This is a genomic window from Salinibacterium sp. NG253 (assembly GCF_015864945.1).
Taxonomy (GTDB): domain Bacteria; phylum Actinomycetota; class Actinomycetes; order Actinomycetales; family Microbacteriaceae; genus Rhodoglobus.
The window spans coordinates 1,474,873-1,496,967 of sequence record NZ_JADYWF010000001.1; the positions used below are offsets into that span (position 1 = coordinate 1,474,873).

Genomic DNA, 22,095 nt, shown 5'->3' on the forward strand with positions numbered 1-22,095 from the left:
CGTGGTGCCGGGCTAGCGCTCGCGCGACCACTCCACGAGAGTCGGCACAGCGTCTTCGGCGAAACGCTCATAGTCATCGGCAGTGTTGTAGGCGTGCGCCGAAAGCCGCAGATAGCCGGTGTCACGGAAGCTAGTGACTTGGGTTTCGAATCCGAGTTCGTCCGTGATGCGTTGGCGAACAGCTTGCGCATCGTCATGGCTCGTGCCGAGAGCGCCGGGGAGCCGCAAGAGGCGCATTCCCGGAGCGGGGGCTGCGACATCCACTCGCGACTCTTCACCAGAAGCAGCATCGAGCGCATCGGCGACAACGTCGGTCGAGTAGTCGAGCAGTGACTCGATGTAGCCGCGAATGGAATCCCAGCCAATCCGGGCTTCGAGCCCCGTGATGGCGTCGACGCTCGCGAGATACGGCGTGTAGTCGAACGTGCCCTGGTGATCGAATCGACCGGGGAAGGGCTCATCCATTCCCCACGAATCGATTACCGGGTACAGGTTTTTAGCGAATTTCTTTTCGGCCACGAGCACTGCGCTTCCCCGAAAACCGCAGGCAAACTTGTGCAAATTACCGACCCAGGCGGATGCCGCAACGCCCTCGGCCGGGCGGTGCTGAATTCCCGGGGCATGGGCTGCATCCACGAGCAGAGGAACCCCGTGCTTCGTGGCCAACTCGGCGAGCGCCGCGACCGGGAACTCGCGCGCGGTGGCCGAGGTTGAGGCGTCGATGATGAGGCCAGCCGGCTTCTTGGCGAGTGCTTTGCCAAGAACGGTGAGGATGTGCTCGGGCGTGGCGTCGAGAGCGATGGGCACGGTGCGCACTTTGGCTCCGCGCTGGCGGGCCTCGCGACGAGCCGAGAACGCGACCGCTCCGTAGGCGTGGTCGGTGATGAGCAGCTCGTCACCGGCATTCAGCATGAGGGCGCGGATGGCGGCCGTCATTCCGGCGCTGGCGTTGGGGACGAACCCGAAGCGGTCGGCATCTACGCCAATAAAGTCGGCAAGGTTGGCGCGGGCCTCGGCGAGACGCTCGGGTGCGGCCATGAACCAACGCTGCGGTGCGCTCTCGGTTTCTTGCAGGTAGGCGAGACGACGCAGTTGGGCAAAGACAGGGACCGCACCGAAGGAGCCGTGGTTGATGTGGCGCCAGCGGGAGTTCAGGCTCCACAGTGCTGCGGCCGGGGAACCATCGCGGGTCAGCAGCGGTTCGGGTCGGTGCGTGCCGTCGGCGTCGGCGTCGCCATCTTCGTCGCTCTCGGCATCCTCCGAGTCCGCTTCGTTCACGATCACAACATCGCTGTCGCTCTCGCTCTCGCTCTCGCTCTCATCAGCGTCGTCGTGCTGCTCATCCACCACGGTGTGCTCGTGTTCGGGTTCTGCGAGTTGCACGTCGTTGTCGACGTCAACCGAGTTGTCGGGCTGCTTAGTTGCCATAGCGCCCATTCAAGCGCACGGCACCGGATTCGCTTCGGTGGCACCCGGGGCACAGCGAAAACACTGCTGGCGCGAGGTCATTGCCTAGGTCAGAGCGCGCCCGCGGCGACGGCGCAGCAACCCGGTGGTGATGGCGACGCCGAGAAGCAGCATCACTCCACCAATAACTTCGATCACCGTCGGCACCTCGCCGAGCGCTAACCACGCGGTGGCCATGCCGATCGGCGGAACGAGCATCGTGAAGGGAACGACGGCGGATGCTGCGTGTCGGGCGAGCAACGTGTTCCAGATGCCGTACCCGACAAGGCTGGCGAGCCACGCGGTGTAAGCAGTCGAGAGCAGCTGCGGAACGGTGAGATGCGTGAGGGCGAAGCCGACAGCATCCGCCCCATTTATTGCGAAGGCGAGCCCGAGCATCGGGATCGGTACGACCAGGGCCGACCAGACCGTGAGCGAGAGTCCGGCCAGTGGCGAGGACGTGGTGCCGATGCGCCCGACCCGGCGTGCGATGACATTGCCAATGGCCCACGATGCAGCAGCGGCTAGGGTCACGAAGAAGGCCAGCACGGGAGTTTCTACCCCGCGCCCGCTTCCCACCACGACCAGGCCCGCGGCGCCGAGCACGACTCCGACCAGTTGACTGCGCGTGGGGGTTTCACGCAGCGCGAGGGCGGCGAACACCACCGTCAGCACCACCTGCGCTTGCAACACGAGTGAGGCGAGGCCGGGCGGCATGCCGATGGCGAGCGCGGTGTAGAGCAGGCCGAACTGCCCGAGGCTCATGAACGAGCCGATGAGCACTACGTCGCGAAACCTCGACTTCGGCCGCGGCACGAAGAAGATAGCGGGAACAATTACCACCATGAAGCGCAACGCTAGAAACAGCGTGGGAGGCATCCCTTCGAGGCCAACATCGATAACGACGAAGTTGAGCCCCCAAATGATGGCGACGAGCACTGCGGCGAGAATGGAACGGATCGGCATTGTTCATCGCCTCAGATAGGCATCGGGGTCACGACCGGAAAGAACGCGGCTCGCGCTCAACGGAACGATAAAGCTAGTTCGCGTACGAACCGCTCAGGCGCACAGCGCCACCGTTGACGCCCTTGGCTCCCTGTTCGAAGCCAGAAAGATCATGGGCGGCCATCGAAACACGACCGACTTCCCACGAGGGGATGCCGTCGGCAGTGAGGGCGGCGATTGTTGCGTCGGCAGCATCCGCGGCCACAATCGCGATCATGCCGATCCCGAGGTTCCAGGTTCCTTCGGCACTTTCGAGGCTGGAACCAGCCAGATCAGACAGCACGCGGAATACGGTGGGCGGCGACCAGGTCGAGCGTTCGACCTCGACCCACGAGCCGACAGGCAGCACGCGCGCGAGGTTGGCGGCGATGCCACCACCGGTGACGTGGCTGAGCGAGTGCACAGCACCGGGCTGAGCGTCGAGCAGGTTGAGCAGCGGCATTGTGTAGAGACGGGTCGGCTCGAGGAGAACTTCGCCGACGACTCCGCCGAGTTCGTTGAGGTGGTCGCTGTAACCGACCTTGTTGTTGGCCAAAATGTGGCGCACGAGAGAGAAACCGTTGGAGTGGATGCCCGAGGACTCCATCGCGATAACAACATCGCCATCGGCCACGAGGTGCGGGCCGAGCTGGGATCCGGCTTCAACCACGCCGGTTGCTGCACCGGCAACGTCATAGTCGTCGGGGCCGAGAAGACCGGGGTGTTCTGCCGTCTCGCCGCCGACGAGCGCAGTACCGGTAGCCGAGCATCCACGAGCAATGCCGGCAACGATGTCGGCGATGCGCGAGGGAACGACCTTGCCGCACGCAATGTAGTCCGTCATGAAGAGGGGCTTGGCGCCCACGACGACGATGTCGTCCACAACCATGCCGACGAGGTCTTGACCGATGGTGTCGTGCTTGTCGAGAGCCTGAGCGATCGCGACCTTGGTGCCCACGCCATCCGTCGATGTTGCCATCAGCGGGTGCTTGTAGTCCTTGAAGAACGAGGCGTCATAGAGGCCAGCGAAGCCGCCGAACCCTCCGACCACGTTGGGCCCATGAGTGGCACTGACGGCCGCCTTCATGAGTTCGACGGCGCGGTCACCAGCAGCGGTATCGACACCGGCTGCGGCATAGCTGGAAGAAGAGTTCTCGGTCACGGCTCAAGCGTACCGGTCTGCGGGTTTTACACGCAGCAGCACCCCCGCTTGGCCGCAGCAACAGCACGGCCGAATGTGAGAAGCTAGACCGTACTCACACCGGGTACGCGCTCTACGACCTCAGGGAGCCACGCGAAAGCATGTGCGGCATTGTCGGTATCGTCTCTTCTCAGCCCGTCAACCAGCAGGTTTATGACGCCCTGCTGCTCCTGCAGCACCGCGGTCAAGACTCCACGGGTATCGCCACCGCCGACGGCAGCACACTGCACTTGCAGAAAGCCAACGGTCAAGTGCGTGAGGCATACCGCACTCGCGACATGCGCAACCTTGTCGGCACCTCCGGCCTCGGCCACGTGCGCTACGCCACCAAGGGCAACGCTTTCAATGAAAATGAAGCCCAGCCGTTCTATGTGAACGCGCCCTACGGCATCATCCTCGTTCACAACGGCAACTTGACGAACACGCAGCAGCTCACTGACGAACTGTTCCGCATCGACCGTCGCCACCTCAACACCACGAGCGACACCGAACTGCTCGTCAACGTGTTGGCCAACGAACTTCAAGAGCAAGTGTCGGGGCTCGACCTCGACCCCGAGCAGGTTTTCACCGCCATCGAGCGCGTGCACGACCGCGTTGAGGGCTCCTACGCCGCGATCGCACTGATCGCTGGCCATGGTTTGCTCGCCTTCCGCGACCCCTTCGGCATCCGCCCCTTAGTTTTGGGTCGCCGCCAAACCGGTCTCGTCGGCTACGAGTGGATCGTGGCATCCGAATCTCTCGTGCTGGAAAGCGCCGGTTACGAACTGGTGCGGGATGTTGCCCCCGGCGAAGCGATCTTCATTACGCCCGACGGCGAAATGTTCTCCAAGCAGTGTGCCAAAGCACCGGTGCTGATTCCGTGCTCGTTCGAATACGTTTACCTGGCCCGACCCGACTCGATCATGAACGGCATCTCCGTTTATGAAGCTCGCCTGCGCTTGGGCGACAAGCTCGCCGACACCATCTCGAAGTTCACCCCCATGGGCGACATCGACGTGGTGATGCCCATCCCCGACTCCTCGCGCCCCGCCGCGATGCAGGTCGCCCAGAAGCTTGGCGTCGAATACCGCGAAGGTTTCTACAAGAACCGCTACGTGGGCCGCACCTTCATCATGCCCGGCCAAGCCGAACGCAAGAAGAGCGTGAAGCAGAAGCTGAACGCCATGGGCACCGAGTTCAAGGGCAAGAACATCCTGATCGTGGATGACTCCATCGTGCGAGGCACCACCTCGAAAGAGATCGTGCAGATGGCTCGTGAAGCCGGCGCCAACAAGGTCACCTTCACCTCCGCTGCACCTCCCGTGCGCTACCCACACGTGTACGGCATCAACATGCCGACGCGCGCTGAACTCGTTGCCCACGGGCGCAAGATTCCCGAGATTGCTCTGGAGATGGGCGCTGACGCTCTCATCTACCAAGAGGTCGCCGACATGCAGGCTGCGATCACTGAAGGATCCGACGTGTCAGCGCTCGAAATGAGCTGCTTCACGGGCGAATACGTTTCGGGCAACATCACGCCCGAATACCTCGACTGGCTTGAGCTCACGCAACTGAGCTAGCGCGGCGCATTTCTCGGGGTGAACTTCCGCGGGGTGAACTCCCTCGCGGTGCAGCTCGTTGTTATTCGAGCGTTCCTTCGTAAGCCTCAGGCTCTACGGTCTCGTGCTCAGCGGTTGCTGTCTTCGCACGACGGCTCGACACGCGATCAAGAATGAGCGCAAGAACGGCACCGAGGGCGACCCCGGCAGGGATCCCGAACAGGCTGAAGTAACCAAAGAGGGCGCCAAAGCCAACCGACCCGTCAACAGGGAACGACATCGTGAGAATGAACGTCACGATGGCACCGACGCCTCCACCAACCGTCATGAATGCGCCGTATTTCGGAACACGGCGAATGCTCACACTGCCAGCCTCGACCGTGGTCTTCATCGCAGGCTGCTGCGGGGCGGATGCCGCGGGCTCGTGTTCTGGCGTAATACTCACGGAGCTATTCTCTCCCACACAACTGGGAGGTATTCGCTGAGGTCGGCACGCGACCCCGAGGCGCTGATGTCGCCGGAGTCGAGGGCTTCGGCCCACTCTCGTGTTCCCGTGGCCAGGGCAATCCAGGTCGCGGCATCCATCTCAACAACATTGGGCGGGGTACCGCGAGTGTGGTTGGGGCCTTCGATGGCCTGAACGGCACCGAATGGCGGCACTCGCACTTCGACCGAATTGCCTTCTGCTTCTTTTGCCAAAACCTGCAGGAGGTAGCGCACCGCGGTGGCTGTGGCGTCGCGGTCTGCTCGACCGTCGCGCACCATCCGGATGCTCGCTTCACCAGCAATGGGGGCTATTTTCAGCTGTGCCATGCCTTAACGCTAACAACTGTGGCTGTGGGCTTGGTTAGGCTGTGCTTGTGCGAATTCTTGTTCTTGGATCCGGTGCCCGCGAGCACGCCATTGTGACGTCACTTCTCAGTGAGGAGGAGACGCACGAAATCACGGCTGCGCCCGGCAATGCCGGTATTGCATCGGTCGTGGAGACGGTGGCGCTTGACCCCACTCGGGGAAGCGTTGTTACCGAATACGCCCTCGACAATGACATCGAACTGGTCATCATCGGGCCCGAGGCTCCCCTGGTTGAGGGCGTCGCTGATGCTCTTCGCCGCCGCGGCATCGCCGTGTTCGGCCCCGGCAAGGCTGCCGCTGCTCTTGAGGGCAGCAAGACTTTCGCCAAGCGCATCATGGATGCCGCCAACGTGCCCACCGGTCGCGCCCACCGCGCCGGCTCTCTCGAAGAAGCCACTGCGGCTCTCGACGAGTTCGGCGCCCCCTACGTAGTCAAGGCTGACGGCCTCGCAGCCGGCAAGGGTGTTCTTGTCACGGGCGACCGCAACGCCGCCGTCGATCACGCCAAGCACTGGCTCACCTACGGCAGCGTGCTCGTCGAGGAATACCTCGCCGGCGAAGAAGTTTCCCTCTTCCTGCTGAGCGATGGCCACAACGTTGTTCCGCTCTCGCCGGCGCAGGACTACAAACGCGCCTACGACGGCGATGACGGACCCAACACGGGCGGCATGGGTGCGTACTCGCCGCTCAACTGGCTCCCCGACGGCTTCGTTCAAGAGGTCATCGACACGATCGCGCTCCCCACGATCCGTCAGCTTGCCGACGAGCAAACGCCGTTTATTGGACTGCTCTACTGCGGCCTCATTGTGACGAAAGACGGCATCCGAGTCATTGAGTTCAACGCTCGTTTCGGTGACCCCGAGACGCAGGTTGTGCTCCCCCGCCTCGTTACGCCACTGAGCTCGCTGCTCTACGCGGCGGCGACCGGCGGCCTCCCCGACCATGCCACCCCCGAGTTCTCAGACGACGTTGCCGTCACCGTGGTGCTCGCGAGCGAGGGCTACCCCGAGAACCCCAAGATCGGTCGCCCGATTACGGGGCTGGATGCGGCCCTCGCCGTTCCCGGAATCACCATCGCCCACGCGGCCACCGCCAAAAAGGGTGACGAGTTTGTCGCCACCGGCGGACGCGTGCTCAGCGTCGTCGCGACCGGCGCGACGTTTGCGGTAGCCCGCGAACGCGCGTACGAAGCGCTCGGCCACATTCACCTTGAGGGCTCACACTTCCGCAGCGACATCGCTTTGCGCGTCGCGAAATGAGCGACGTTGTGAACGGCGCTGCTAGCGCGGATGCTGCTGCCGGTGCGGGCTCTGCTGCTGGCGCTGGCACGTGGACGCTGACGTATTCCGGCAAAGTCCGCGACCTGTATGTGCGGGCCGACGAGCCACAGCTTGTGCTCATGGTTGCGAGTGATCGGGTGAGTGCGTTTGACCATGTGCTGGAGCCGGGCATCCCGAGCAAGGGCGCGCTGCTGACGCAACTGAGCAAGTGGTGGTTCGCGCAGCTCGCTGACATGCCGAACCATTTGGCGGATGCCGCTGGCGTCGCGAATCCCAACGTCGAGGCTCCGGCAGAGTTGGCCGATCGGTCGATGATCGTGAAGCGCCTGGAAATGTATCCGGTGGAATGCGTCGTTCGCGGCTACCTGTCGGGCAGCGGCTGGTTGGAGTATCAGGAGTCGCAGAGCGTGTGCGGCATTGCGCTGCCGGCCGGTTTGAGCGATGGCGACCGCCTGCCCGAACCGATTTACACCCCGGCATGGAAAGCGCCAATGGGTGAGCACGACGAGAACATCAGTTTTGAGCGCACTGTCGAACTCGTCGGTGCTGAGGTTGCGACTGCGCTTCGGGATGCTTCGCTCGACATCTTCGCCCGTGCCTCCGCCATCGCGGAAACTCGTGGCGTGATTCTCGCTGACACCAAGTTCGAATTCGGCGCCGACCCGGAGACCGGTGCTCTCGTGCTCGCCGACGAAGTTCTGACGAGCGACTCCAGCCGCTACTGGGATGCCGAACTTTATGCCGCCGGTGGCCCGGGCCGTCTCGCGAGCTTCGACAAGCAGATCGTGCGCAACTGGCTTTCCGCCCACTGGGACAAGCAGGGCGTTCCGCCCGAGCTTCCCGCCGACATCGTGGAGCAGACCGCGGCGCGCTATCGCGAGCTGATTGAGCGGCTTACCGCGTAGCTTTGGATTGATCAGTTTCCGCGATCCGCTGTGGAAAGCGAACTATCGAGAGCTCTCGGATGAGTACGCTCCAGAGATGAACCCGCGCAAAACTGTCATGGTTTACATCGATGGGTTCTCGCTATACAAGGGGATGCTTCAACGCAGCTTTCCCGAATATAAGTGGCTTGACCTCGAAGCGCTGGCCGCACGGCTCTTTCCCCGTCGCAGCGTCGCGGGCGTCAAGTTTTTCACGGCACCGCTTAAGCCTCTTACGAACGACCCCGGTGTTGGGCAGCGCCAGCAGGTTTACTGGCGTGCTCTGCAGACGACACGCGTAGAAATTGTCGAGGGTAAGTTCAATTTTTCGAAGCAGTACTTGCCGCTGCATCCTGAAGAGTTAGACGAAGCGGGTCGTGTCAGGACCGTGCTGATTAAGCGGCCGGAGGAGAAGGGCAGCGATGTGGCGCTTGCATCTCATCTCATCGTGGATGCGCTGGAAAACCGGGCGGACTCATACGCACTGATTACCAACGACTCGGACCTCGTTCCGCCACTGCAGCTGCTCAGTGCACGCGGGAAAGACCTCACACTCGTGTCCGTCGCGAACGAGAAATACAACAAGGCATTCGACACTGCTGGGCTTCAGACGATCCGCCAAATACGCCGTGGCGCTCTCGCGTCATCACAGTTCCCTGCGGCTTTGCGAGATGCGGAGGGACGAACTATTCGAAAGCCGCCGACTTGGCCATGAAATAAAGCAGGCCCCCGATCTCTCGAGGGCCGCGCCCGGTAGCCGAAGCATCCGGGTGGTTATAAGTAGATGTTAGCGCACTCGGCCAATAGTTGCCTAAGATTTCTCACCGCCGCTTCGTGGGTTCAACTAGTCGCGAGCCGCAACAGCATGGTGTCAGAGTCGCCAGAACGGCCGACGACCTGAAACCCCGAGCGTGAGTACAGCGAGCGGGCGCGGTTTCCGTCCTCGACGCTCAGGCTGATGCCGGGCATCCCGCGCTCGGCGGCTGCAGCGATTATTCCCCGCAGCAAGCGTTCACCAATCCCTTGAACGCGAAAGCCGTCAAACGTTGTGATGCTCAGTTCAGGGATCGTTTCTTCAACGAATCCATAGCCGGGGTGCTCTGCGGAAAAGAAAACCAGCCACGCGACTGCGCGAACGTCGCCGGCAGCTTCGTCCAGCATCCCGAAGTCGTCTTCTCGAGGGAAGTCGGAATAGTAGTGCGCGAGGTCCTCGGACTGATCGAGATCGTCGAAGGTGAAACGAAGCCCGCACCAGTTCATGTTGGCCAACGTTGCTGCCCTCAGAAGGGGCCGATCAGATGCGGTGAGCCAACGAATCGACATGCGCCAATTCTAAGACGGATTGAGTTATCAACTCGTGAGCCAACCACCGTTTGTGAAGTAATCTTCAGCTACGAGTCGGCCGCTTGCCGCTCAAGGATCGGGGGATCATGAAGCGGGCTACCTGGGTCGAAGGCTTTGTGCTCATCGCCCTGGGCATGATGGTGTCGGGCGGCGTGCTGCTGAACCTTGGCGCGAACAATTACGAGGGGCAATGGAGGAATTGCACCGACCACACATCTCGACCTGAAGCGCTGAGCGGAGCCGGCGAATACCGGATCGTTGCATCATTCTCGTTGTTCCCCCTCGGCTTCAACTGCGAGTACTCGTCCTACAGCGCTTCCGAAGAGCCCGTTAACGTCTTTCTCGACCAAGGGACTGTTCCCGCGATCTTCGGCATCGCGCTCACGTGGATCGGCGGCGGAGTGATTGCGGGCGGTGCGATTCTCAGTCACCGGGCGCTTAGTGGGCCGTGACGTTGCGGATGCCCGCCTGAGCGCACGTCTGCGGAAAGTCTTGCCGCAGACCGGCGGTGTCGCCGAAGCTCAGCGGCTCGAGAACATTCGCAGCCCAACCGCCATCAGGGTCGGAGACGAAGTCGTAGCTAGGCCATTGCGTGAGCATCGCCTCAGCGGCGACTAAGCGTTCGGCATCGTCGTCGCCAGCTGCGCCCAGATATTCGGCCTCCCAAGCGCACAACCACGTGAAGTGCGCGACGGTAGCGCCGGCACCAGATTGCAGCACTCCGTCATCCGTTGATTCGAGGTCCAGACCGTCGGGCACGCCGGTGGGGTATGCCGCAGCGCTGGGCAGTGGCTCGGGCATCGTTTCGATTGCGGCGAGATACTCGAAGTAGGCGGTGCCTTCGGTCACGCGGACGGGTCCCTCTGGGGTTTCGTTCACGACGAACGAAGGATCAACATCGGGTTGCGTGGGGTCAGGCCCGACGCCCGTGTCCGCAGGGTTGCCCGGCCACAAGAAGAACGCCGCAGAGATAGCTGCGGCCGCAATCACCACTGCGCCGAGGGCCATCCGCACACCCGATCGAGATTTATCGGCGGGATCGGCAGAAGAAGAGCCGTCATCGGGGATGCCTTCCTGCCCCAGAATTTCAGCCGGCGAACCGAAGGCTGCGATGGCCGCAGTCGCGTCGGCCTGCGATGACGAGGGAGGGATGGTCTCGTGCAAGTGGCTAGCGATTTCTTCCCGCAACTCGAGACGACGAGGTGCGGTGAGCGAGGTTGCCGCCGCATCGAACTCGCGAAGGTAGGCCGTGACGATCGGATGCTCGGCAACGGTAGTCATGACTGCTCACTCTCACTAGATGCGGAAGGGATGCTCTGCAGAAGTGTTCCGACGGAGCCGGAGAACTGGCGCCAATCTTCACGGAAGAGTTCGAGGTCGCGACGACCGACATCCGTGAGGCTGTAATAGCGTCGCGGTCGCTCGGTGTCGCTCACTTCCCAGTGGCTGCTGACTTGACCCGCTTCTTGTAGGCGGCTCAGCAGCGGGTACACGGTGCCCTGGCTCGTGAGCAACTGACCGACGTCGTTCAGTTCGCGAACGATTTGTAGCCCGAAGCGCGGGCCGGTCGAGAGCAACGCGAGGATGCACGGCCCAACGACCCCTCGCCGGAGTTGGGTGCTTGCTGCGCTTTCGACCATGCCGTCGACGATACCTTGTGTCGCAAGAGTTAAACAAGAGAAACGGTCACATCTTCCCTTCCACCGAAGCGACTGGCACGATAATCAGATGACCACCATTCTTCGCGACCCAGTGCCGGCCGACGCCGACGCTCTCGCTCAATTGCATGTCGCGAGCTGGCGGGAAGCCTATTCGCACCTGCTGCCGGAGGACTTTTTCACGGCCGAGTATGTGGCCGGACGCCAGAAGATGTGGAATCACATCCTTAACCATCCGCGAGCGGAGCGGTGCATCCAAGTCGCTGACCTCGCCGGCACAATCGTTGGATTTGCTTCGGTTGGGCGGGAGGCCTCCGTCAAAGAAACTACCGTGCCTGCGCAAGCCCAACTCGAAGCGATTTATGTTGTGGCGGCGCACCATGGCACCGGCATCGGTCAGGCATTGCTCGACGCGACCCTAGGCGACTCGCCTGCTGCGCTATGGGTCGCCAAGGACAATCCCCGGGCTGTGGCCTTCTACCGCCGCAATGGCTTCGAGTTCGACGGCACCGAAGACATCGACCCTGCGACTCCCCAACTCGTTGACGCGCGGATGGTGCGCTGACAGTCCGTGCGGCCAGTGACCTGCCGCCGCTACCGAAGCTGCGTACAGACGTAGTGCGCAGCTCCGGCGGGGAGATGCCCGGCCACCCGGGCATCCGCATCAACGCAGGGCGGTGGTTCCGAACGTGGCGAGTACACCGAACAGAACACCCCAGATAATGATCGAGATGATCTGCCACACGATCACGGCGTTGCGCGAAGCGCCGAACGACACCATCGCGGCCGAAGTGATCTGGCTGGGCAGGAGGGTTTGGCCGAGGAGGCTGACGCCGGCGACTCCGTAGCGATCGAACCGTTCGCGGAGCTTCTGGCGACGAGCTGTTTCCGGCTTGGGCTCGCGGCCCGCGGCAACCTTGGCACGAACCCGGTGGGCGACGAACACGAAGATCAGCATCGAGATGACGTTACCCACAATCGCAGCAATGATCACGACCACGGGGTTGACGCCGGCGACGATCCCGATCACCGAACCGCCGTACGACTCCACATACGGAATCGCCGCGATCAACATCACACCCACCCACTGCAGCAGTTCGGGGAGTCCGGAAGTGAAGGAAGTGAAAGCGTCGTACATGGTGTGCCTTTCTGATGAGGATGACGAGAATCGTCCGGCATGTCACTGGCTGGGGTGCCGGCGACGAATCAATCCTCGCCGCGGATGATCGCGCCGGACAGTGCCGCCGCGTCACGGCATCCAGTGCACTTTCGCACCCGCGACAGTGACAAATGTCACTGCTCTACGCTGGAGGCCATGCTCGAATCCACTACGCCCGCGACGCCCCGCGACGGCGAACAGGCTCGCGGCGTTCGCGGAGTGCGCGCCACGTGGAACTACACCCTCGGCTCCATCGTGTTCTTCTACATCGTGTTGAACGCAGTCGTGATCCTAAATATGCTCGCCATCTTCGCGGCATCAGGCTCGCCTCTCGATGGCCTTCTCATCGCGCTGACGGTGGTTGCGGTGGCAGCCCAAGTGCGCGGATGCTGGTTCCTTCGCACGGAGCGAGGGCAGGGCATCCCGAACATTGCGTGGCTCATCGCGCTTCTCGCCCCCGCCCTTGCGGTCTGGGTGATCGGACTTTTCAGGCCCGAGGTGGGATTTCTTTCCGCTGTTCCGCTGTGGATGGCCGTGTGTGTGGTTGCCCCCCTCTTTCCGCGTCGCCAACTCTGGACACTGCTCGCCGTCGGGCTTGCGGCGTCCATCGCCCACCCTGTGCTCGCGACCATGATCTTCGGCAACCCCATCAGCCCTGCGGCGATTGCCGACGCCTGGCTGGTGTTTTTTTATGGAATTCTGCTGCCGCTCATGGTGCTTTCAGCCCTGTGGTGGTGGGACATTGTCGTCACCCTCGACCGTCTGCGTTCGAGCGCGGCCGAGCTCGCTGTCACCGAAGAACGCCTGCGTTTCGCCTCTGACCTGCACGATATTCAGGGGCACCACCTGCAAGTGATCGCCCTCAAATCTGAGTTGGCCGAACGGATGCTCGCCATCGACCCTGAGGCCGCACGGGAACACATCCACGAAACTCGGATGATCGCCAAGCAAGCCCTCGAAGAGACCCGCTCCCTCGTCGCCGGATATCGCGAAGTTGAGCTGGACAACGAACTCGAGAACGCGCGCGAAGTTCTCGCGGCTGCTGGTGCTCAGTGTGATCTGACCATCGGCACGATGCCCGCTGACGCTGAAGTGCGGCGTGCATTGGGGCTCGCCGTGCGCGAGGCCACGACGAATATCTTGCGACACAGCGAAGCAACCCAAGTGTCGATCCAGCTAGACAGCAACGACACCGAGAGCACGCTGGTGATCAGCAACAACGAACTGCGAAGGTCAGCCTCGGCGGGCGAAGTTCCCGGTAGTGGGCTCGTGGGACTCCGAAGCCGCGTCGCCGCCCTCGGCGGAACACTCGATACCGCCGTCGATGACAGAGGAGACCGCTTCGAGCTGAGCGTGCGAATTCCGTCGCGAGCGAGAGTGACAGCGTGAGCGAGGCTGGCGTGAGCGAGGCTGGCGTGAGTGCAGCCGGCGAAGCGCCGCGCGTCATCCGCCTTCTCATCGCTGACGACGAACACCTCATTCGCGGGGCCTTGAGTGCGCTGCTCAACCTGGAAGCCGATATCGAGGTCATCGCGAGCGTCGACAACGGTGTTGCTGCGGCAGAGCAAGCACTCGCGCTTCAGCCGGATGTCTGTCTGCTCGACCTCGAAATGCCGCAGGCCGATGGAATCGAGGCCGCCACACGCATCCTCGCCACCGTCGCCACGAAGGTCGTCATCGTGACCCGCCACGCGCGGCCAGGCGTGCTGCGCCGGGCACTCGCCGCCCGCGTCTCTGGATTCGTGCCCAAGTCAACGCCCGCTGAAGACTTGGCTGCTGTGATTCGGGATGTCGTGGCCGGCAAGCGCTACATCGATGCCGAAATCGCGGCGACGGCTCTCACTGCCGAACGCTGCCCTCTCACCGACCGCGAGCTGGACGCGCTGCGGTTCAGCCGCTCCACGATGAGCGTGCAGGAGATCGCTGATGCTCTACACCTCGCGCCCGGAACCGTGCGCAATTATCTGTCCTCCGCGATGACGAAGCTCGACGCTCGCTCGCGGCACGACGCCGCCGATAAGGCGTGGCAGCAGGGGTGGATCTAGCGGGCGGCTTCGCTTGCAGAAGCGCCCGCGGGCCGAGCGAAAGTGAGCGCCCACGACTGGGCTCCCTGTTCGGTCTCGACCCAGCCATCCGCTTCGATGTCGTGGCGGATCTTCGCAAGGTGCTCGGCCATGCGCGGCGCGTACGCTTCATCAGGATTCATCGGATCGAACATGTGATTTGACGAGAAGGTTCCGCTTTCGTAGCGAGTGTCGCCATCTACCTTGCCGACAAAGCGCAGCGTTCGGTTGAACACTCCTGTTGTGTACGAGGTAAGCAATCTCGCCAGTTTTGAGATTTCGACGTCTTCGACTTCGATGCGGAGCAACTCGCGTTGTGCGTTCATGCGTCCCATAGTGCGCCTGAGATGCGCGTTTGTAAACGGGCCCGGCGAGCGAACCCTGCGGCAGGGCTACTCGTAGCCGTAAGTGAAGTACCCGGCGTAGCGGAACCAGTCGCCGAGCAGCGGAGTGTGGAGCCGAACGTCCACGTGCTGTCGTCCGTCGGCCCACGACTCGTCGACGGTGACCGTGGCGAGCGCGGGGATGCGGAGGCGCAGACCAGCCAGATGTAGCCACTGGCGATCGGAGCGCAACCGCATGCGTCCATCCGTGACCGCGAGTTCCAGGCGCACTTCGAAGCCGCCGCGCCTGCCTAAGAAGTCGTGCAGGCGGCCGTCGACGACGCGCATCTCATCCTGTAGGACGCGATCTCGACCCGGAAAGTGGAAGGTGCGCACAGCGCCGAGGTCGCCATCCGCGGTGGGGGTGTTGACGACATTGAAAGGCACGTTGCGCGCATATTCGGGGAAGAGGATGCGTTGCCACGCCATAAAGGCCAGCACCGGTTTCAGGATGCGCAGCGGCGACCCCGCTAGGTCGAACACTCCGCTGCCGACGCCAACGCGCTGACCGCCATCGAAGTAGGGGCGGAGCTCAGGCGCTAGCTCGTCGAGTTCGGCACCGAGTACGCGGCGATAGACCGACTCGGTCACGATTGCGTCTGCTGACCGGTGGCAGCCGGATGCTCGTCCGACGTCGAGCTCGACTCAGCACCAGCACCTCGCAGTGACGTCACGCAGCGGGTCAAAAGCTCGCCCAAGCTCGCCTGCTCGGCGGCGCTCAGGGTGGACTTCATCCTGTCTTCAACGTCTTTGACGGATGCACTGGCGGTGGCCAGCTGGCGACGTCCCTTCGCCGTGAGTTCGGCTGGTAGAACGCGGCCGGCAACCGGCTGTTCTGGGCGCGTGATGAGCCCGTCGCGCTCAAGGGATTGCAGCAGCACGTTCATGGCTTGGCGAGTAACGAAGGCTCCGCGGGCAAGCTCAGAGTTCGAGAGGCCGGGCCGCTGCGCCAACAATTCGAGGCACGAGTAGTGCGTGATGCTCATTCCGAGCGGGCGCAGCACCGCTTCCATCGCAGATCGGAGTGCGCTGGAAGCTTCCTTCAGGAGGTATCCCACCGAGGTTTCCAAATCGATTCCGGATGACTGTTGCTGCATGTCAACATTCTGACATAGAGTGTTCGATGTCAACTAATTGACATCGAAATCTAGGAGACATCATGACCACCGCATCCGGCCCCGGCTTCATCTCACTGCAGGTTCGCGACCTCGACGCCGCAGGCGCCTTCTACGAAAAGTACCTTGGCTTGACCCGTCAGCCAGGCCCACCTCACGCCATTGTCTTTGGCACCACCCCGGCGGCATTCGCGGTGCGCTCCGCAGTTCCCGGCGTTGATCTCGACTCGGTCGCGCAACTCGGGCTCGGCGTCGGCATTTGGATGCACGCTCCCGACGCCCAAGCGATCCACGACACCCTCGCTGCCGATGGCATCACCATCACCTCAGCTCCCGTCGATGGCCCGTTCGGTCGCACCTTCACGTTCGCCGACCTCGATGGCTACCAAATCACGCTCCACGACCGCGCGTAGTTCGCGAGCAGCCCTTGATCAGCGCTGGATAGCCTCGATACTTGTCAGCTACGAGACCTGCACGCCGATACGGTGCCAGCCCTCGGCGCCGTCGGGTACGACCGGCACGGGGTCACCGGATTGCGTTGTGCCTTCGGTGTCCGTTGCGCGCACCTCGATGACGTGGTTGCCGCTCGTGGCTTCCCATTGGTAGACCCACTGAACCCAGGTGTCAGCGGAAATCGCGGTGGCGAGCTCGGCGGCTTCCCAGTCGCCGCTGTCGACGCGCACTTCGACACCGGCAATTCCCGTGTTGGGCGCCCACGCGACGCCAGCAACGGCGACAGTGCCCGCCTCAACCGATGCGTCTGAGGACGGAACATCGATGCGTGATTGCACCTTGACGGGGCCGATTGCCGACCATCCGCGATCGGTCCAATACGCCGTGGCGTCGGCGAAGCGGGTGACTTCCATTTCAACAACCCACTTGGTTGCCGAGACGTAGCCGTAGAGTCCGGGCACCACCATGCGCACCGGGAAGCCGTGTTCGCGCGGAAGCGGTTCGCCGTTCATCCCGACGGCAAGGATGCTCTCGCGAGACTCTTCCTGCAACGCCTCGATCGGGGTGCTCGCGGTAAAGCCGTCGATGCTGCGCGACAGCACCATGTCAGCCCCAGCGAGCGGCTTCGCTTGGGCAAGCAGTTCGCGGATGGGGTAGCCAAGCCACATGGCGTTGTCGACGAGGTCGCCGCCCACCACATTCGACACGCACGACAGTGTTGCGGCAGTCTCCACCAAGGGCAGGGCGAGCAGCTCGGCGAACGTGATTTCGATCTCGTTCTCGACCATTCCTGTGATCTTGAGGCTCCACTCATCCGCATCGATGTTGGGCACGACGAGCGCGGTGTCGATGCGATAGAAGTCAGCGTTGGGGGTGATGATCGGCGAGATGCCTGCAACGTCGAGACTCGCGCCGGCGGGTATTGCCGGAGCGGGGAAAGCCGCAGCGGGCAGCGTGAGAGCCGTGCGCACGGCATCCACGACACTGGCACTGGCGTTGACGACGCGAGCGCCGGCACCGACAAGAACGGCACCGATGGATGTCACACCGACGATACGAAGAAAGTCCCGGCGCGACGCGGCCGGCACACGGTTGGGAGTGGCGGAGGACCGTTGAGCGCTAGCGGCACGCGCGGCCGCTGCGGTACCGGCGGGCGTCTTAGCCGGAGCGACCGGGATAGAGCTCACCCAGCGGCGCAACCGAATCATGGTGAGGCGCAACACGAGCACACCGGCGACAACGCCGAGAACAGTGGGCATCGGCCAGCTTGCGGTCGCTTGGGCGCGGGTCGTGACGGCGATCGTCGCGACCACCCCGACGAAGACGAGCTGGATGACGCCCCAGCTGGGCCGAGCATATTCAACAAGACCGATTGCCACGGCGAGAACCAGCACCAAGAGCCCAACACACAGCAGTAGCACGATCTTGTCGTTGGTGCCGAACAGCGCGATCGTGAGGTCCTTCAACCATGACGGCGCGAGGTCGATGACGAGGGAACCGACAGCGAGCACGGGGCTGCTGGCGGGCGAAATGAAGACAGCAAAGAATTCGGCGACGGCAAGCACGACGGCGGCACTCAGCACCCCAAGAAGTGCCGACCAGGTGCGGATTCGTTTCACGCTCAGTTCGGCGGGCGGGGCAGTCTTCGTCGTGGAGGTCACAGGCGAATCGCTTCTTCCTAAGTAAGACGAGAGACCATCGGTCTAGACGCCGGGCTGGAGTTCGAGCATCCTCTGCCAAATCCGCCGAAGCGGGAGGCATATTCAACTCTAGATGGGGTGCCTGTGTGGACGGCGGTTGGGTTTGAGATGAGTCAAAACCGTAAGATTTGGCAGTGAATCTGGGCGAGCAGCTCTGCTAGGCCGAAACAGGCTCGTGCGTTCCACAGCTGAAGTGGCTGCGATACGCACTCGGCGTGACCCCCAGCGTGCGCGCAAAGTTTTGGCGCAGCACAGCGGCCGAGCCGAACCCGCTCTCGCCCGCCACTTGCTCAAGATCGAGCTCGGTCTCTTCGAGAAGCCGTTGCGCGTGCAGCAATCGCTGGCGTGCGAGCCAAGCTGCGGGGGTGGTGCCGAGATCCGTTTTGAAGCGGCGGGCGAAGGTGCGCGGCGACATTTGGGCTCGACGCGCAAGCTCTTCTACCGGAAGTTCATCGCGCAGGTTCTCTAGCATCCACTCGGTGACGGCTGCGAACGATTCTGACCGAACGACCGGCAGCGGCTTGCTGATGAACTGCGCCTGACCGCCATCACGTTGCGGCGCAATCACCATGCGTCGCGCGATGCGATTCGTCACCTCAGCCCCGAGTTCTTGCCGCAAGAGGTGCAGGCAGGCGTCGATACCGGCGGCGGTGCCTGCACTCGTAATGATGCGGTCATCCTGCACATACAGAACGTCGGGGTCGACGTCGATCTTGGGATACATCTCGGCAAAGGTCTGCGAGTACATCCAGTGCGTTGTTGCGCGGCGTCCATCCAGCAATCCGGATGCCGCCAAAGTGAACGAGCCGCTACAGATGGCCAGAACCCAAGCTCCGCGCGCGACCGCCCGTTCGAGCGCTGCGGAGACCCGCGCATCCACGGTTCCCCAGGTCGAACGAGGAACCGGTGTGAGCACGATCACGTCGGCGTCGTCGGCAAACGACAGGTCGTTTTCGACGTTCATGGTGTAGCCGATGCTGCTACGAATGGCGCCGGGGTCGGGAGTGAGCACCCGAAAATCGAACGACTGGATACCCTCATCGGTGCGATCGAGACCGAACGCTTCGCAGGCGAGCCCGAACTCAAACGGGGTGAACCCGTCGTGCACGATGACCGCTACTCGCTCCATGAGGACCTCAACTCTTTGCTGAACACGCCGCCTGCAAATTTGGCAGTATTCGTTAGATAGATGGCATGGCTGCCACTGTTGGCACTATTTATACGATCGTAGCGTTGGTGCCATGTTAATCGCAATCATTATCGCCACCGTCTCAGCCCTCGCCATTGTGGGCACCATCCGCGACCTACCCCAGGGAGGTAGCCGCCGAACCCCCACCGATTGGAGCCGACTGCCCTAACCGGTGAACGAACTGCACCCCGTTGCTGCAGCCACGCGCGCGCAGGCTCCGCCAGCAAACCGAGCACATTCTCAGGGAGGAATAGTTCGTGCCAGTCGATGTTGAACTTGTTACGACCGACAGAAAGAGATCTGCTGTGAACTTGTTTTCCCCCACGACCCTCGGCGAGCTGAACCTGACCAACCGCTTGGTGATGGCACCGCTCACACGCACCCGCTCTGGACAAGCCGGCGTTCCCGGCCCGATGGTTGCCGAGTACTACGCCCAGCGCGCCTCGTTCGGCCTGATCGTGTCTGAGGGCACCTACCCGAGCCATGCCGGGCAGGGTTTCCCCGGCCAGCCCGGTCTGGTCACGCCCGAGCAGCTTGAAGGCTGGAAGCACGTTACTGACGCAGTACACGCGGCAGGCGGCCAGATTGTCGCGCAGGTGATGCACGCCGGGCGCGTAACTCACGAGAGCATCACTGGCGGACAGCCCGTGGTCGGCCCGAGCGCGATCGCGATCAACGGCGAAACTCATACCTACGACGGGAAGCAGCCCTACCCGGTTCCGCACGCGCTCACCGAGAGTGAACTCGCTGGTGTAATCCAGGAGTTCGTGACGGCCTCGCGCAACGCCATCGCGGCGGGATTCGACGGCGTCGAGCTTCACGCGGCCAATGGCTACCTGCTGCACGAGTTTCTCTCCCCCGCCTCCAACCAGCGTGAAGACTCGTATGGCGGTTCTCCCGAAAACCGCGCTCGCTTCGTGATCGAGGTCGCCACCGCAGTCGCGGAAGCGATCGGTGTCGGCCGTGTGGGCCTGCGCATTTCCCCGGAACACAACATCCGTGACGCGTTCGAGACGGACAGCGCCGATGTTCTCGCGACCTACGGGGCACTCGTCGACGGTCTTGCCCCACTGCGGCTTGCCTACCTCAGCGTGCTGCACGCCGAACCCACCGGTGCTTTCGTACAAGAGCTGCGCGCCCGCTTCGGCGGGCCGGTGTTGCTCAACAGTGGCTTCGCACAGATGACGACTCGTAATGAGGCCCTCGATCTGGTGCGCGACGGTCACGCCGAGGGCGTTGTCGTGGGCCGCCCAGCCCTCGCCAACCCCGACCTGGTCTACCGCTGGCAAGAAAACCTGCCACTGAACACCCCCGACGCCACGACCTTCTACACCGCCGGCCCCGAGGGTTACACGGACTACCCCACCTTCGAGCCGAGCTAGCGCGTCGCGAGGGCGGCCGGCGGCGAATGACGTCTCGGGCGTCTTGATGAAACTTGGCCGCTCAAGTGTACCAAGCACGTGCTACATTGAATGTACCTCAACACTAGTACATTCGATGTTTACGGAGCCGCCTCAATGCCCGACCTCGTCATACTCATCTGGTTTAGTTTCCGCTCCATCATCATTGGGCTGGCACTGGCAGTTGCGTGGTGGCTAGCACGAGGGCGCACAAGCCGGCTGCCCAGCGGACTGACTGCTGCAGTCACGGTGACTGCGACTTCCCTAGCCATGGCCGGCCTCATTTATCTGAATGCGGCCATCGGGTTCCCCATGCTCCAGCCCCCGCTGTCCGAGCATCTTCCGCTGTGGGTATTCGAGATGCGCGTCGTCTGGGCTCTCGCGATCGGAATCCTGGCCATCGCGCTCCTCGCCATCCCCATCGGCATCCACGCCCCGCGTGGTCACGCAAGCCTCACCCGGCGAACACCGTTCAGCTTCGGCCCTCGGTGGTGGTTCGCTGGCGTCACCACAATTGTCGGCACTATCGTCACCGTTTCAGTGCTGGCCGGGATGGCATCGGAACCAGACGAAGAGGGCCTCTGGCGGAACTACACCGTGGATGCCGGGAGCTCGATCTCGTTCGGAACCCGAATCTACGGCTGGTACTACTCGGTGCCCGCGTTGATGCTTCTCGCCGCACTTATCGCGGTCACCTTCGTCGTACTTTGGCTCATCGCCCGCCCTTCGCTCAGCGCCAACCACGACGACGATGTGCGGATGCGTCACCTCAGAACCCGGAATATCCTCGCTATCGCGAGCGGGGCTCTCCTGATTCACCTCGGCTCCATATTTACGTCACTGTCAAATACAGCGTCGTTGCGGGGCGGGGCCGCCATCGGCGAAAATGGCTGGGGTTCGTGGACGACCCCCTTCGCCGCAATGCAGCCAGCTCTTCTCTATGTTGGCCTAGGCATAGCCGCCCTCGGCTATGCACTCTGGTTCGGAGTTCTGCTATCCGCCGCGCTCACACGCCGCGCCCGCGCAAACACCGATCGATCATGATGATTAGCTTGGCGGGATCAGCCCCCGCTGCCGACCAAATTCGGGACCAAATTCGCGGGCTCATCGCTGCCGGAACTTTGGCAGCGGGCGAGCGGATCCCCTCAGTTCGGCAACTCGCAAAAGACCTCGGCGTTGCTCCCGGGACTGTCGCGAAAGCCTACAAAGCTCTCGAAACCGAGGGACACTTACGCACCCACACCGGAGGAGGAACCCGCGTTAGCGCAACGGCGTCAGCCACCCCCCTCGCCGTTGTCGAAGCGGCCCGAATCCTCGCCGACACCAGCGGGCGCGCAGGTGTTGACCTCGAAGAAACCACCCGGGTTCTTCGTGCGATCTGGGCGTCGCAAGAGAAGGACGATTAGG

At 62.8% G+C, this 22,095-nt stretch carries 27 protein-coding genes; 13 read left to right on the top strand and 14 right to left on the bottom strand.

The window, feature by feature from the left end; translation table 11 throughout:
• Positions 1-12: 12 nt before the first annotated feature.
• From I6E52_RS07155 to purM, 3 genes are all read right to left on the bottom strand, one after another.
• Complete coding sequence (locus I6E52_RS07155; RefSeq protein WP_197155794.1) at positions 13-1,428, bottom strand: aminotransferase class V-fold PLP-dependent enzyme; 1,416 nt, start codon at positions 1,426-1,428, stop codon at positions 13-15.
• Positions 1,429-1,512: 84 nt separating this feature from the next.
• Positions 1,513-2,412, bottom strand: coding sequence for an EamA family transporter (locus tag I6E52_RS07160; RefSeq protein WP_197155796.1), 900 nt, complete (start codon positions 2,410-2,412; stop codon positions 1,513-1,515).
• A gap of 73 nt (positions 2,413-2,485) precedes the next feature.
• The gene (purM, locus tag I6E52_RS07165; RefSeq protein ID WP_197155798.1) at positions 2,486-3,592 is read right to left on the bottom strand and encodes a phosphoribosylformylglycinamidine cyclo-ligase; all 1,107 of its coding nucleotides are present in this window, start codon (positions 3,590-3,592) and stop codon (positions 2,486-2,488) included.
• Positions 3,593-3,732: 140 nt separating this feature from the next.
• On the opposite strand from purM, the gene purF reads away from it, so the two are divergent.
• Positions 3,733-5,190: an amidophosphoribosyltransferase gene (gene purF, locus I6E52_RS07170; RefSeq protein ID WP_197109361.1), complete on the top strand. Its 1,458-nt coding sequence runs from the start codon at positions 3,733-3,735 to the stop codon at positions 5,188-5,190.
• 61 nt (positions 5,191-5,251) lie between these two features.
• Here purF and I6E52_RS07175 read toward each other — a convergent pair whose 3' ends face one another.
• Together I6E52_RS07175 and I6E52_RS07180 are read right to left on the bottom strand one after the other, a co-directional pair.
• Positions 5,252-5,614 carry a hypothetical protein gene (locus I6E52_RS07175; protein ID WP_197155800.1) on the bottom strand — a complete coding sequence of 121 codons (363 nt, stop codon included), beginning with the start codon at positions 5,612-5,614 and terminating at the stop codon, positions 5,252-5,254.
• A complete protein-coding gene (locus I6E52_RS07180) occupies positions 5,611-5,982 on the bottom strand; it encodes a sterol carrier family protein (protein ID WP_197155802.1) in 372 nt (123 codons plus the stop codon). Before I6E52_RS07180 ends, I6E52_RS07175 begins: the two co-directional genes overlap by 4 nt.
• A gap of 47 nt (positions 5,983-6,029) precedes the next feature.
• On the opposite strand from I6E52_RS07180, the gene purD reads away from it, so the two are divergent.
• The 3 genes from purD to I6E52_RS07195 all read left to right on the top strand — a co-directional run bounded on the left by purD (position 6,030) and on the right by I6E52_RS07195 (position 8,939).
• A complete protein-coding gene (gene purD, locus I6E52_RS07185; protein ID WP_197155805.1) occupies positions 6,030-7,280 on the top strand; it encodes a phosphoribosylamine--glycine ligase in 1,251 nt (416 codons plus the stop codon).
• On the top strand, positions 7,277-8,206 hold the full coding sequence (locus I6E52_RS07190; RefSeq protein ID WP_231601788.1) for a phosphoribosylaminoimidazolesuccinocarboxamide synthase: 930 nt from the start codon (positions 7,277-7,279) through the stop codon (positions 8,204-8,206). The genes purD and I6E52_RS07190 overlap by 4 nt, the downstream gene beginning before the upstream one ends.
• A gap of 76 nt (positions 8,207-8,282) precedes the next feature.
• Positions 8,283-8,939 (top strand): NYN domain-containing protein, encoded by a 657-nt coding sequence (locus tag I6E52_RS07195; RefSeq protein ID WP_197155807.1) that lies wholly within the window; start codon positions 8,283-8,285, stop codon positions 8,937-8,939.
• Between the two features lie 125 nt (positions 8,940-9,064).
• Here the strand turns inward: I6E52_RS07195 and I6E52_RS07200 are convergent, their stop codons facing one another.
• Positions 9,065-9,547, bottom strand: coding sequence for a GNAT family N-acetyltransferase (locus I6E52_RS07200; RefSeq protein WP_197155809.1), 483 nt, complete (start codon positions 9,545-9,547; stop codon positions 9,065-9,067).
• Between the two features lie 107 nt (positions 9,548-9,654).
• On the opposite strand from I6E52_RS07200, the gene I6E52_RS07205 reads away from it, so the two are divergent.
• Positions 9,655-10,020, top strand: coding sequence for a hypothetical protein (locus tag I6E52_RS07205; RefSeq protein ID WP_197155812.1), 366 nt, complete (start codon positions 9,655-9,657; stop codon positions 10,018-10,020).
• Here the strand turns inward: I6E52_RS07205 and I6E52_RS07210 are convergent.
• Complete coding sequence (locus tag I6E52_RS07210; RefSeq protein ID WP_197155814.1) at positions 10,007-10,849, bottom strand: hypothetical protein; 843 nt, start codon at positions 10,847-10,849, stop codon at positions 10,007-10,009. The genes I6E52_RS07205 and I6E52_RS07210 overlap by 14 nt on opposite strands.
• Entirely contained in the window at positions 10,846-11,208 is a 363-nt protein-coding gene (locus tag I6E52_RS07215) for a PadR family transcriptional regulator (RefSeq protein WP_197155816.1), read from the bottom strand. The genes I6E52_RS07210 and I6E52_RS07215 overlap by 4 nt, the downstream gene beginning before the upstream one ends.
• An 88-nt stretch (positions 11,209-11,296) precedes the next feature.
• On the opposite strand from I6E52_RS07215, the gene I6E52_RS07220 reads away from it, so the two are divergent.
• The gene (locus I6E52_RS07220) at positions 11,297-11,791 is read left to right on the top strand and encodes a GNAT family N-acetyltransferase (RefSeq protein ID WP_197155818.1); all 495 of its coding nucleotides are present in this window, start codon (positions 11,297-11,299) and stop codon (positions 11,789-11,791) included.
• Positions 11,792-11,890: 99 nt separating this feature from the next.
• Here I6E52_RS07220 and I6E52_RS07225 read toward each other — a convergent pair whose 3' ends face one another.
• Positions 11,891-12,364, bottom strand: coding sequence for a small multi-drug export protein (locus tag I6E52_RS07225; protein ID WP_197155820.1), 474 nt, complete (start codon positions 12,362-12,364; stop codon positions 11,891-11,893).
• A 20-nt stretch (positions 12,365-12,384) separates the two neighbouring features.
• Between I6E52_RS07225 and I6E52_RS14445 the strand changes: the two genes are divergently transcribed.
• Genes I6E52_RS14445 through I6E52_RS07235 form a run of 3 tightly spaced genes read left to right on the top strand, consistent with a single transcriptional unit; the run spans position 12,385 to position 14,430 of the window.
• Entirely contained in the window at positions 12,385-12,513 is a 129-nt protein-coding gene (locus tag I6E52_RS14445; protein ID WP_255529280.1) for a hypothetical protein, read from the top strand.
• A gap of 28 nt (positions 12,514-12,541) precedes the next feature.
• Positions 12,542-13,774 (top strand): sensor histidine kinase, encoded by a 1,233-nt coding sequence (locus I6E52_RS07230; protein WP_197155822.1) that lies wholly within the window; start codon positions 12,542-12,544, stop codon positions 13,772-13,774.
• Positions 13,771-14,430 carry a DNA-binding response regulator gene (locus I6E52_RS07235; protein ID WP_197155824.1) on the top strand — a complete coding sequence of 220 codons (660 nt, stop codon included), beginning with the start codon at positions 13,771-13,773 and terminating at the stop codon, positions 14,428-14,430. Before I6E52_RS07230 ends, I6E52_RS07235 begins: the two co-directional genes overlap by 4 nt.
• Here I6E52_RS07235 and I6E52_RS07240 read toward each other — a convergent pair.
• The 3 genes from I6E52_RS07240 to I6E52_RS07250 form a co-directional block, all read right to left on the bottom strand.
• Positions 14,427-14,774, bottom strand: coding sequence for a hypothetical protein (locus I6E52_RS07240; RefSeq protein WP_197106643.1), 348 nt, complete (start codon positions 14,772-14,774; stop codon positions 14,427-14,429). The genes I6E52_RS07235 and I6E52_RS07240 overlap by 4 nt on opposite strands.
• A gap of 66 nt (positions 14,775-14,840) precedes the next feature.
• The gene (locus I6E52_RS07245; protein WP_197155826.1) at positions 14,841-15,422 is read right to left on the bottom strand and encodes a DUF4166 domain-containing protein; all 582 of its coding nucleotides are present in this window, start codon (positions 15,420-15,422) and stop codon (positions 14,841-14,843) included.
• Positions 15,419-15,928, bottom strand: coding sequence for a MarR family winged helix-turn-helix transcriptional regulator (locus I6E52_RS07250; RefSeq protein ID WP_197155828.1), 510 nt, complete (start codon positions 15,926-15,928; stop codon positions 15,419-15,421). The genes I6E52_RS07245 and I6E52_RS07250 overlap by 4 nt, the downstream gene beginning before the upstream one ends.
• A gap of 62 nt (positions 15,929-15,990) precedes the next feature.
• Between I6E52_RS07250 and I6E52_RS07255 the strand changes: the two genes are divergently transcribed.
• A complete protein-coding gene (locus I6E52_RS07255) occupies positions 15,991-16,359 on the top strand; it encodes a VOC family protein (RefSeq protein WP_197155830.1) in 369 nt (122 codons plus the stop codon).
• 48 nt (positions 16,360-16,407) lie between these two features.
• Here the strand turns inward: I6E52_RS07255 and I6E52_RS07260 are convergent, their stop codons facing one another.
• Positions 16,408-18,060 carry a molybdopterin-dependent oxidoreductase gene (locus tag I6E52_RS07260; protein WP_197155832.1) on the bottom strand — a complete coding sequence of 551 codons (1,653 nt, stop codon included), beginning with the start codon at positions 18,058-18,060 and terminating at the stop codon, positions 16,408-16,410.
• Between the two features lie 196 nt (positions 18,061-18,256).
• Positions 18,257-19,228, bottom strand: coding sequence for a GlxA family transcriptional regulator (locus I6E52_RS07265; protein ID WP_197155835.1), 972 nt, complete (start codon positions 19,226-19,228; stop codon positions 18,257-18,259).
• Positions 19,229-19,593: 365 nt separating this feature from the next.
• Between I6E52_RS07265 and I6E52_RS07270 the strand changes: the two genes are divergently transcribed.
• The 3 genes from I6E52_RS07270 (at position 19,594) to I6E52_RS07280 (ending at position 22,094) form a co-directional block, all read left to right on the top strand.
• Entirely contained in the window at positions 19,594-20,670 is a 1,077-nt protein-coding gene (locus I6E52_RS07270; protein ID WP_307842433.1) for an alkene reductase, read from the top strand.
• A gap of 135 nt (positions 20,671-20,805) precedes the next feature.
• The gene (locus I6E52_RS07275; protein ID WP_197155839.1) at positions 20,806-21,732 is read left to right on the top strand and encodes a hypothetical protein; all 927 of its coding nucleotides are present in this window, start codon (positions 20,806-20,808) and stop codon (positions 21,730-21,732) included.
• A complete protein-coding gene (locus I6E52_RS07280) occupies positions 21,729-22,094 on the top strand; it encodes a GntR family transcriptional regulator (protein WP_231601789.1) in 366 nt (121 codons plus the stop codon). The genes I6E52_RS07275 and I6E52_RS07280 overlap by 4 nt, the downstream gene beginning before the upstream one ends.
• The last annotated feature ends 1 nt before the right edge of the window (position 22,095 follow it).

What these genes read in the sequence shown, in the direction of transcription:
- I6E52_RS07155 (WP_197155794.1), bottom strand. Translation starts at nt 1,428, where the DNA reads ATGGCAACTAAGCAGCCCGACAACTCGGTTGACGTCGACAACGACGTG.
- I6E52_RS07160 (WP_197155796.1), bottom strand. Translation starts at nt 2,412, where the DNA reads ATGCCGATCCGTTCCATTCTCGCCGCAGTGCTCGTCGCCATCATTTGG.
- purF (WP_197109361.1), top strand. Translation starts at nt 3,733, where the DNA reads ATGTGCGGCATTGTCGGTATCGTCTCTTCTCAGCCCGTCAACCAGCAG.
- I6E52_RS07180 (WP_197155802.1), bottom strand. Translation starts at nt 5,982, where the DNA reads ATGGCACAGCTGAAAATAGCCCCCATTGCTGGTGAAGCGAGCATCCGG.
- I6E52_RS07190 (WP_231601788.1), top strand. Translation starts at nt 7,277, where the DNA reads ATGAGCGACGTTGTGAACGGCGCTGCTAGCGCGGATGCTGCTGCCGGT.
- I6E52_RS07195 (WP_197155807.1), top strand. Translation starts at nt 8,283, where the DNA reads ATGAACCCGCGCAAAACTGTCATGGTTTACATCGATGGGTTCTCGCTA.
- I6E52_RS07200 (WP_197155809.1), bottom strand. Translation starts at nt 9,547, where the DNA reads ATGTCGATTCGTTGGCTCACCGCATCTGATCGGCCCCTTCTGAGGGCA.
- I6E52_RS07205 (WP_197155812.1), top strand. Translation starts at nt 9,655, where the DNA reads ATGAAGCGGGCTACCTGGGTCGAAGGCTTTGTGCTCATCGCCCTGGGC.
- I6E52_RS07210 (WP_197155814.1), bottom strand. Translation starts at nt 10,849, where the DNA reads ATGACTACCGTTGCCGAGCATCCGATCGTCACGGCCTACCTTCGCGAG.
- I6E52_RS07215 (WP_197155816.1), bottom strand. Translation starts at nt 11,208, where the DNA reads ATGGTCGAAAGCGCAGCAAGCACCCAACTCCGGCGAGGGGTCGTTGGG.
- I6E52_RS07220 (WP_197155818.1), top strand. Translation starts at nt 11,297, where the DNA reads ATGACCACCATTCTTCGCGACCCAGTGCCGGCCGACGCCGACGCTCTC.
- I6E52_RS07225 (WP_197155820.1), bottom strand. Translation starts at nt 12,364, where the DNA reads ATGTACGACGCTTTCACTTCCTTCACTTCCGGACTCCCCGAACTGCTG.
- I6E52_RS14445 (WP_255529280.1), top strand. Translation starts at nt 12,385, where the DNA reads ATGACGAGAATCGTCCGGCATGTCACTGGCTGGGGTGCCGGCGACGAA.
- I6E52_RS07230 (WP_197155822.1), top strand. Translation starts at nt 12,542, where the DNA reads ATGCTCGAATCCACTACGCCCGCGACGCCCCGCGACGGCGAACAGGCT.
- I6E52_RS07240 (WP_197106643.1), bottom strand. Translation starts at nt 14,774, where the DNA reads ATGAACGCACAACGCGAGTTGCTCCGCATCGAAGTCGAAGACGTCGAA.
- I6E52_RS07250 (WP_197155828.1), bottom strand. Translation starts at nt 15,928, where the DNA reads ATGCAGCAACAGTCATCCGGAATCGATTTGGAAACCTCGGTGGGATAC.
- I6E52_RS07255 (WP_197155830.1), top strand. Translation starts at nt 15,991, where the DNA reads ATGACCACCGCATCCGGCCCCGGCTTCATCTCACTGCAGGTTCGCGAC.
- I6E52_RS07265 (WP_197155835.1), bottom strand. Translation starts at nt 19,228, where the DNA reads ATGGAGCGAGTAGCGGTCATCGTGCACGACGGGTTCACCCCGTTTGAG.
- I6E52_RS07275 (WP_197155839.1), top strand. Translation starts at nt 20,806, where the DNA reads ATGCCCGACCTCGTCATACTCATCTGGTTTAGTTTCCGCTCCATCATC.
- I6E52_RS07280 (WP_231601789.1), top strand. Translation starts at nt 21,729, where the DNA reads ATGATGATTAGCTTGGCGGGATCAGCCCCCGCTGCCGACCAAATTCGG.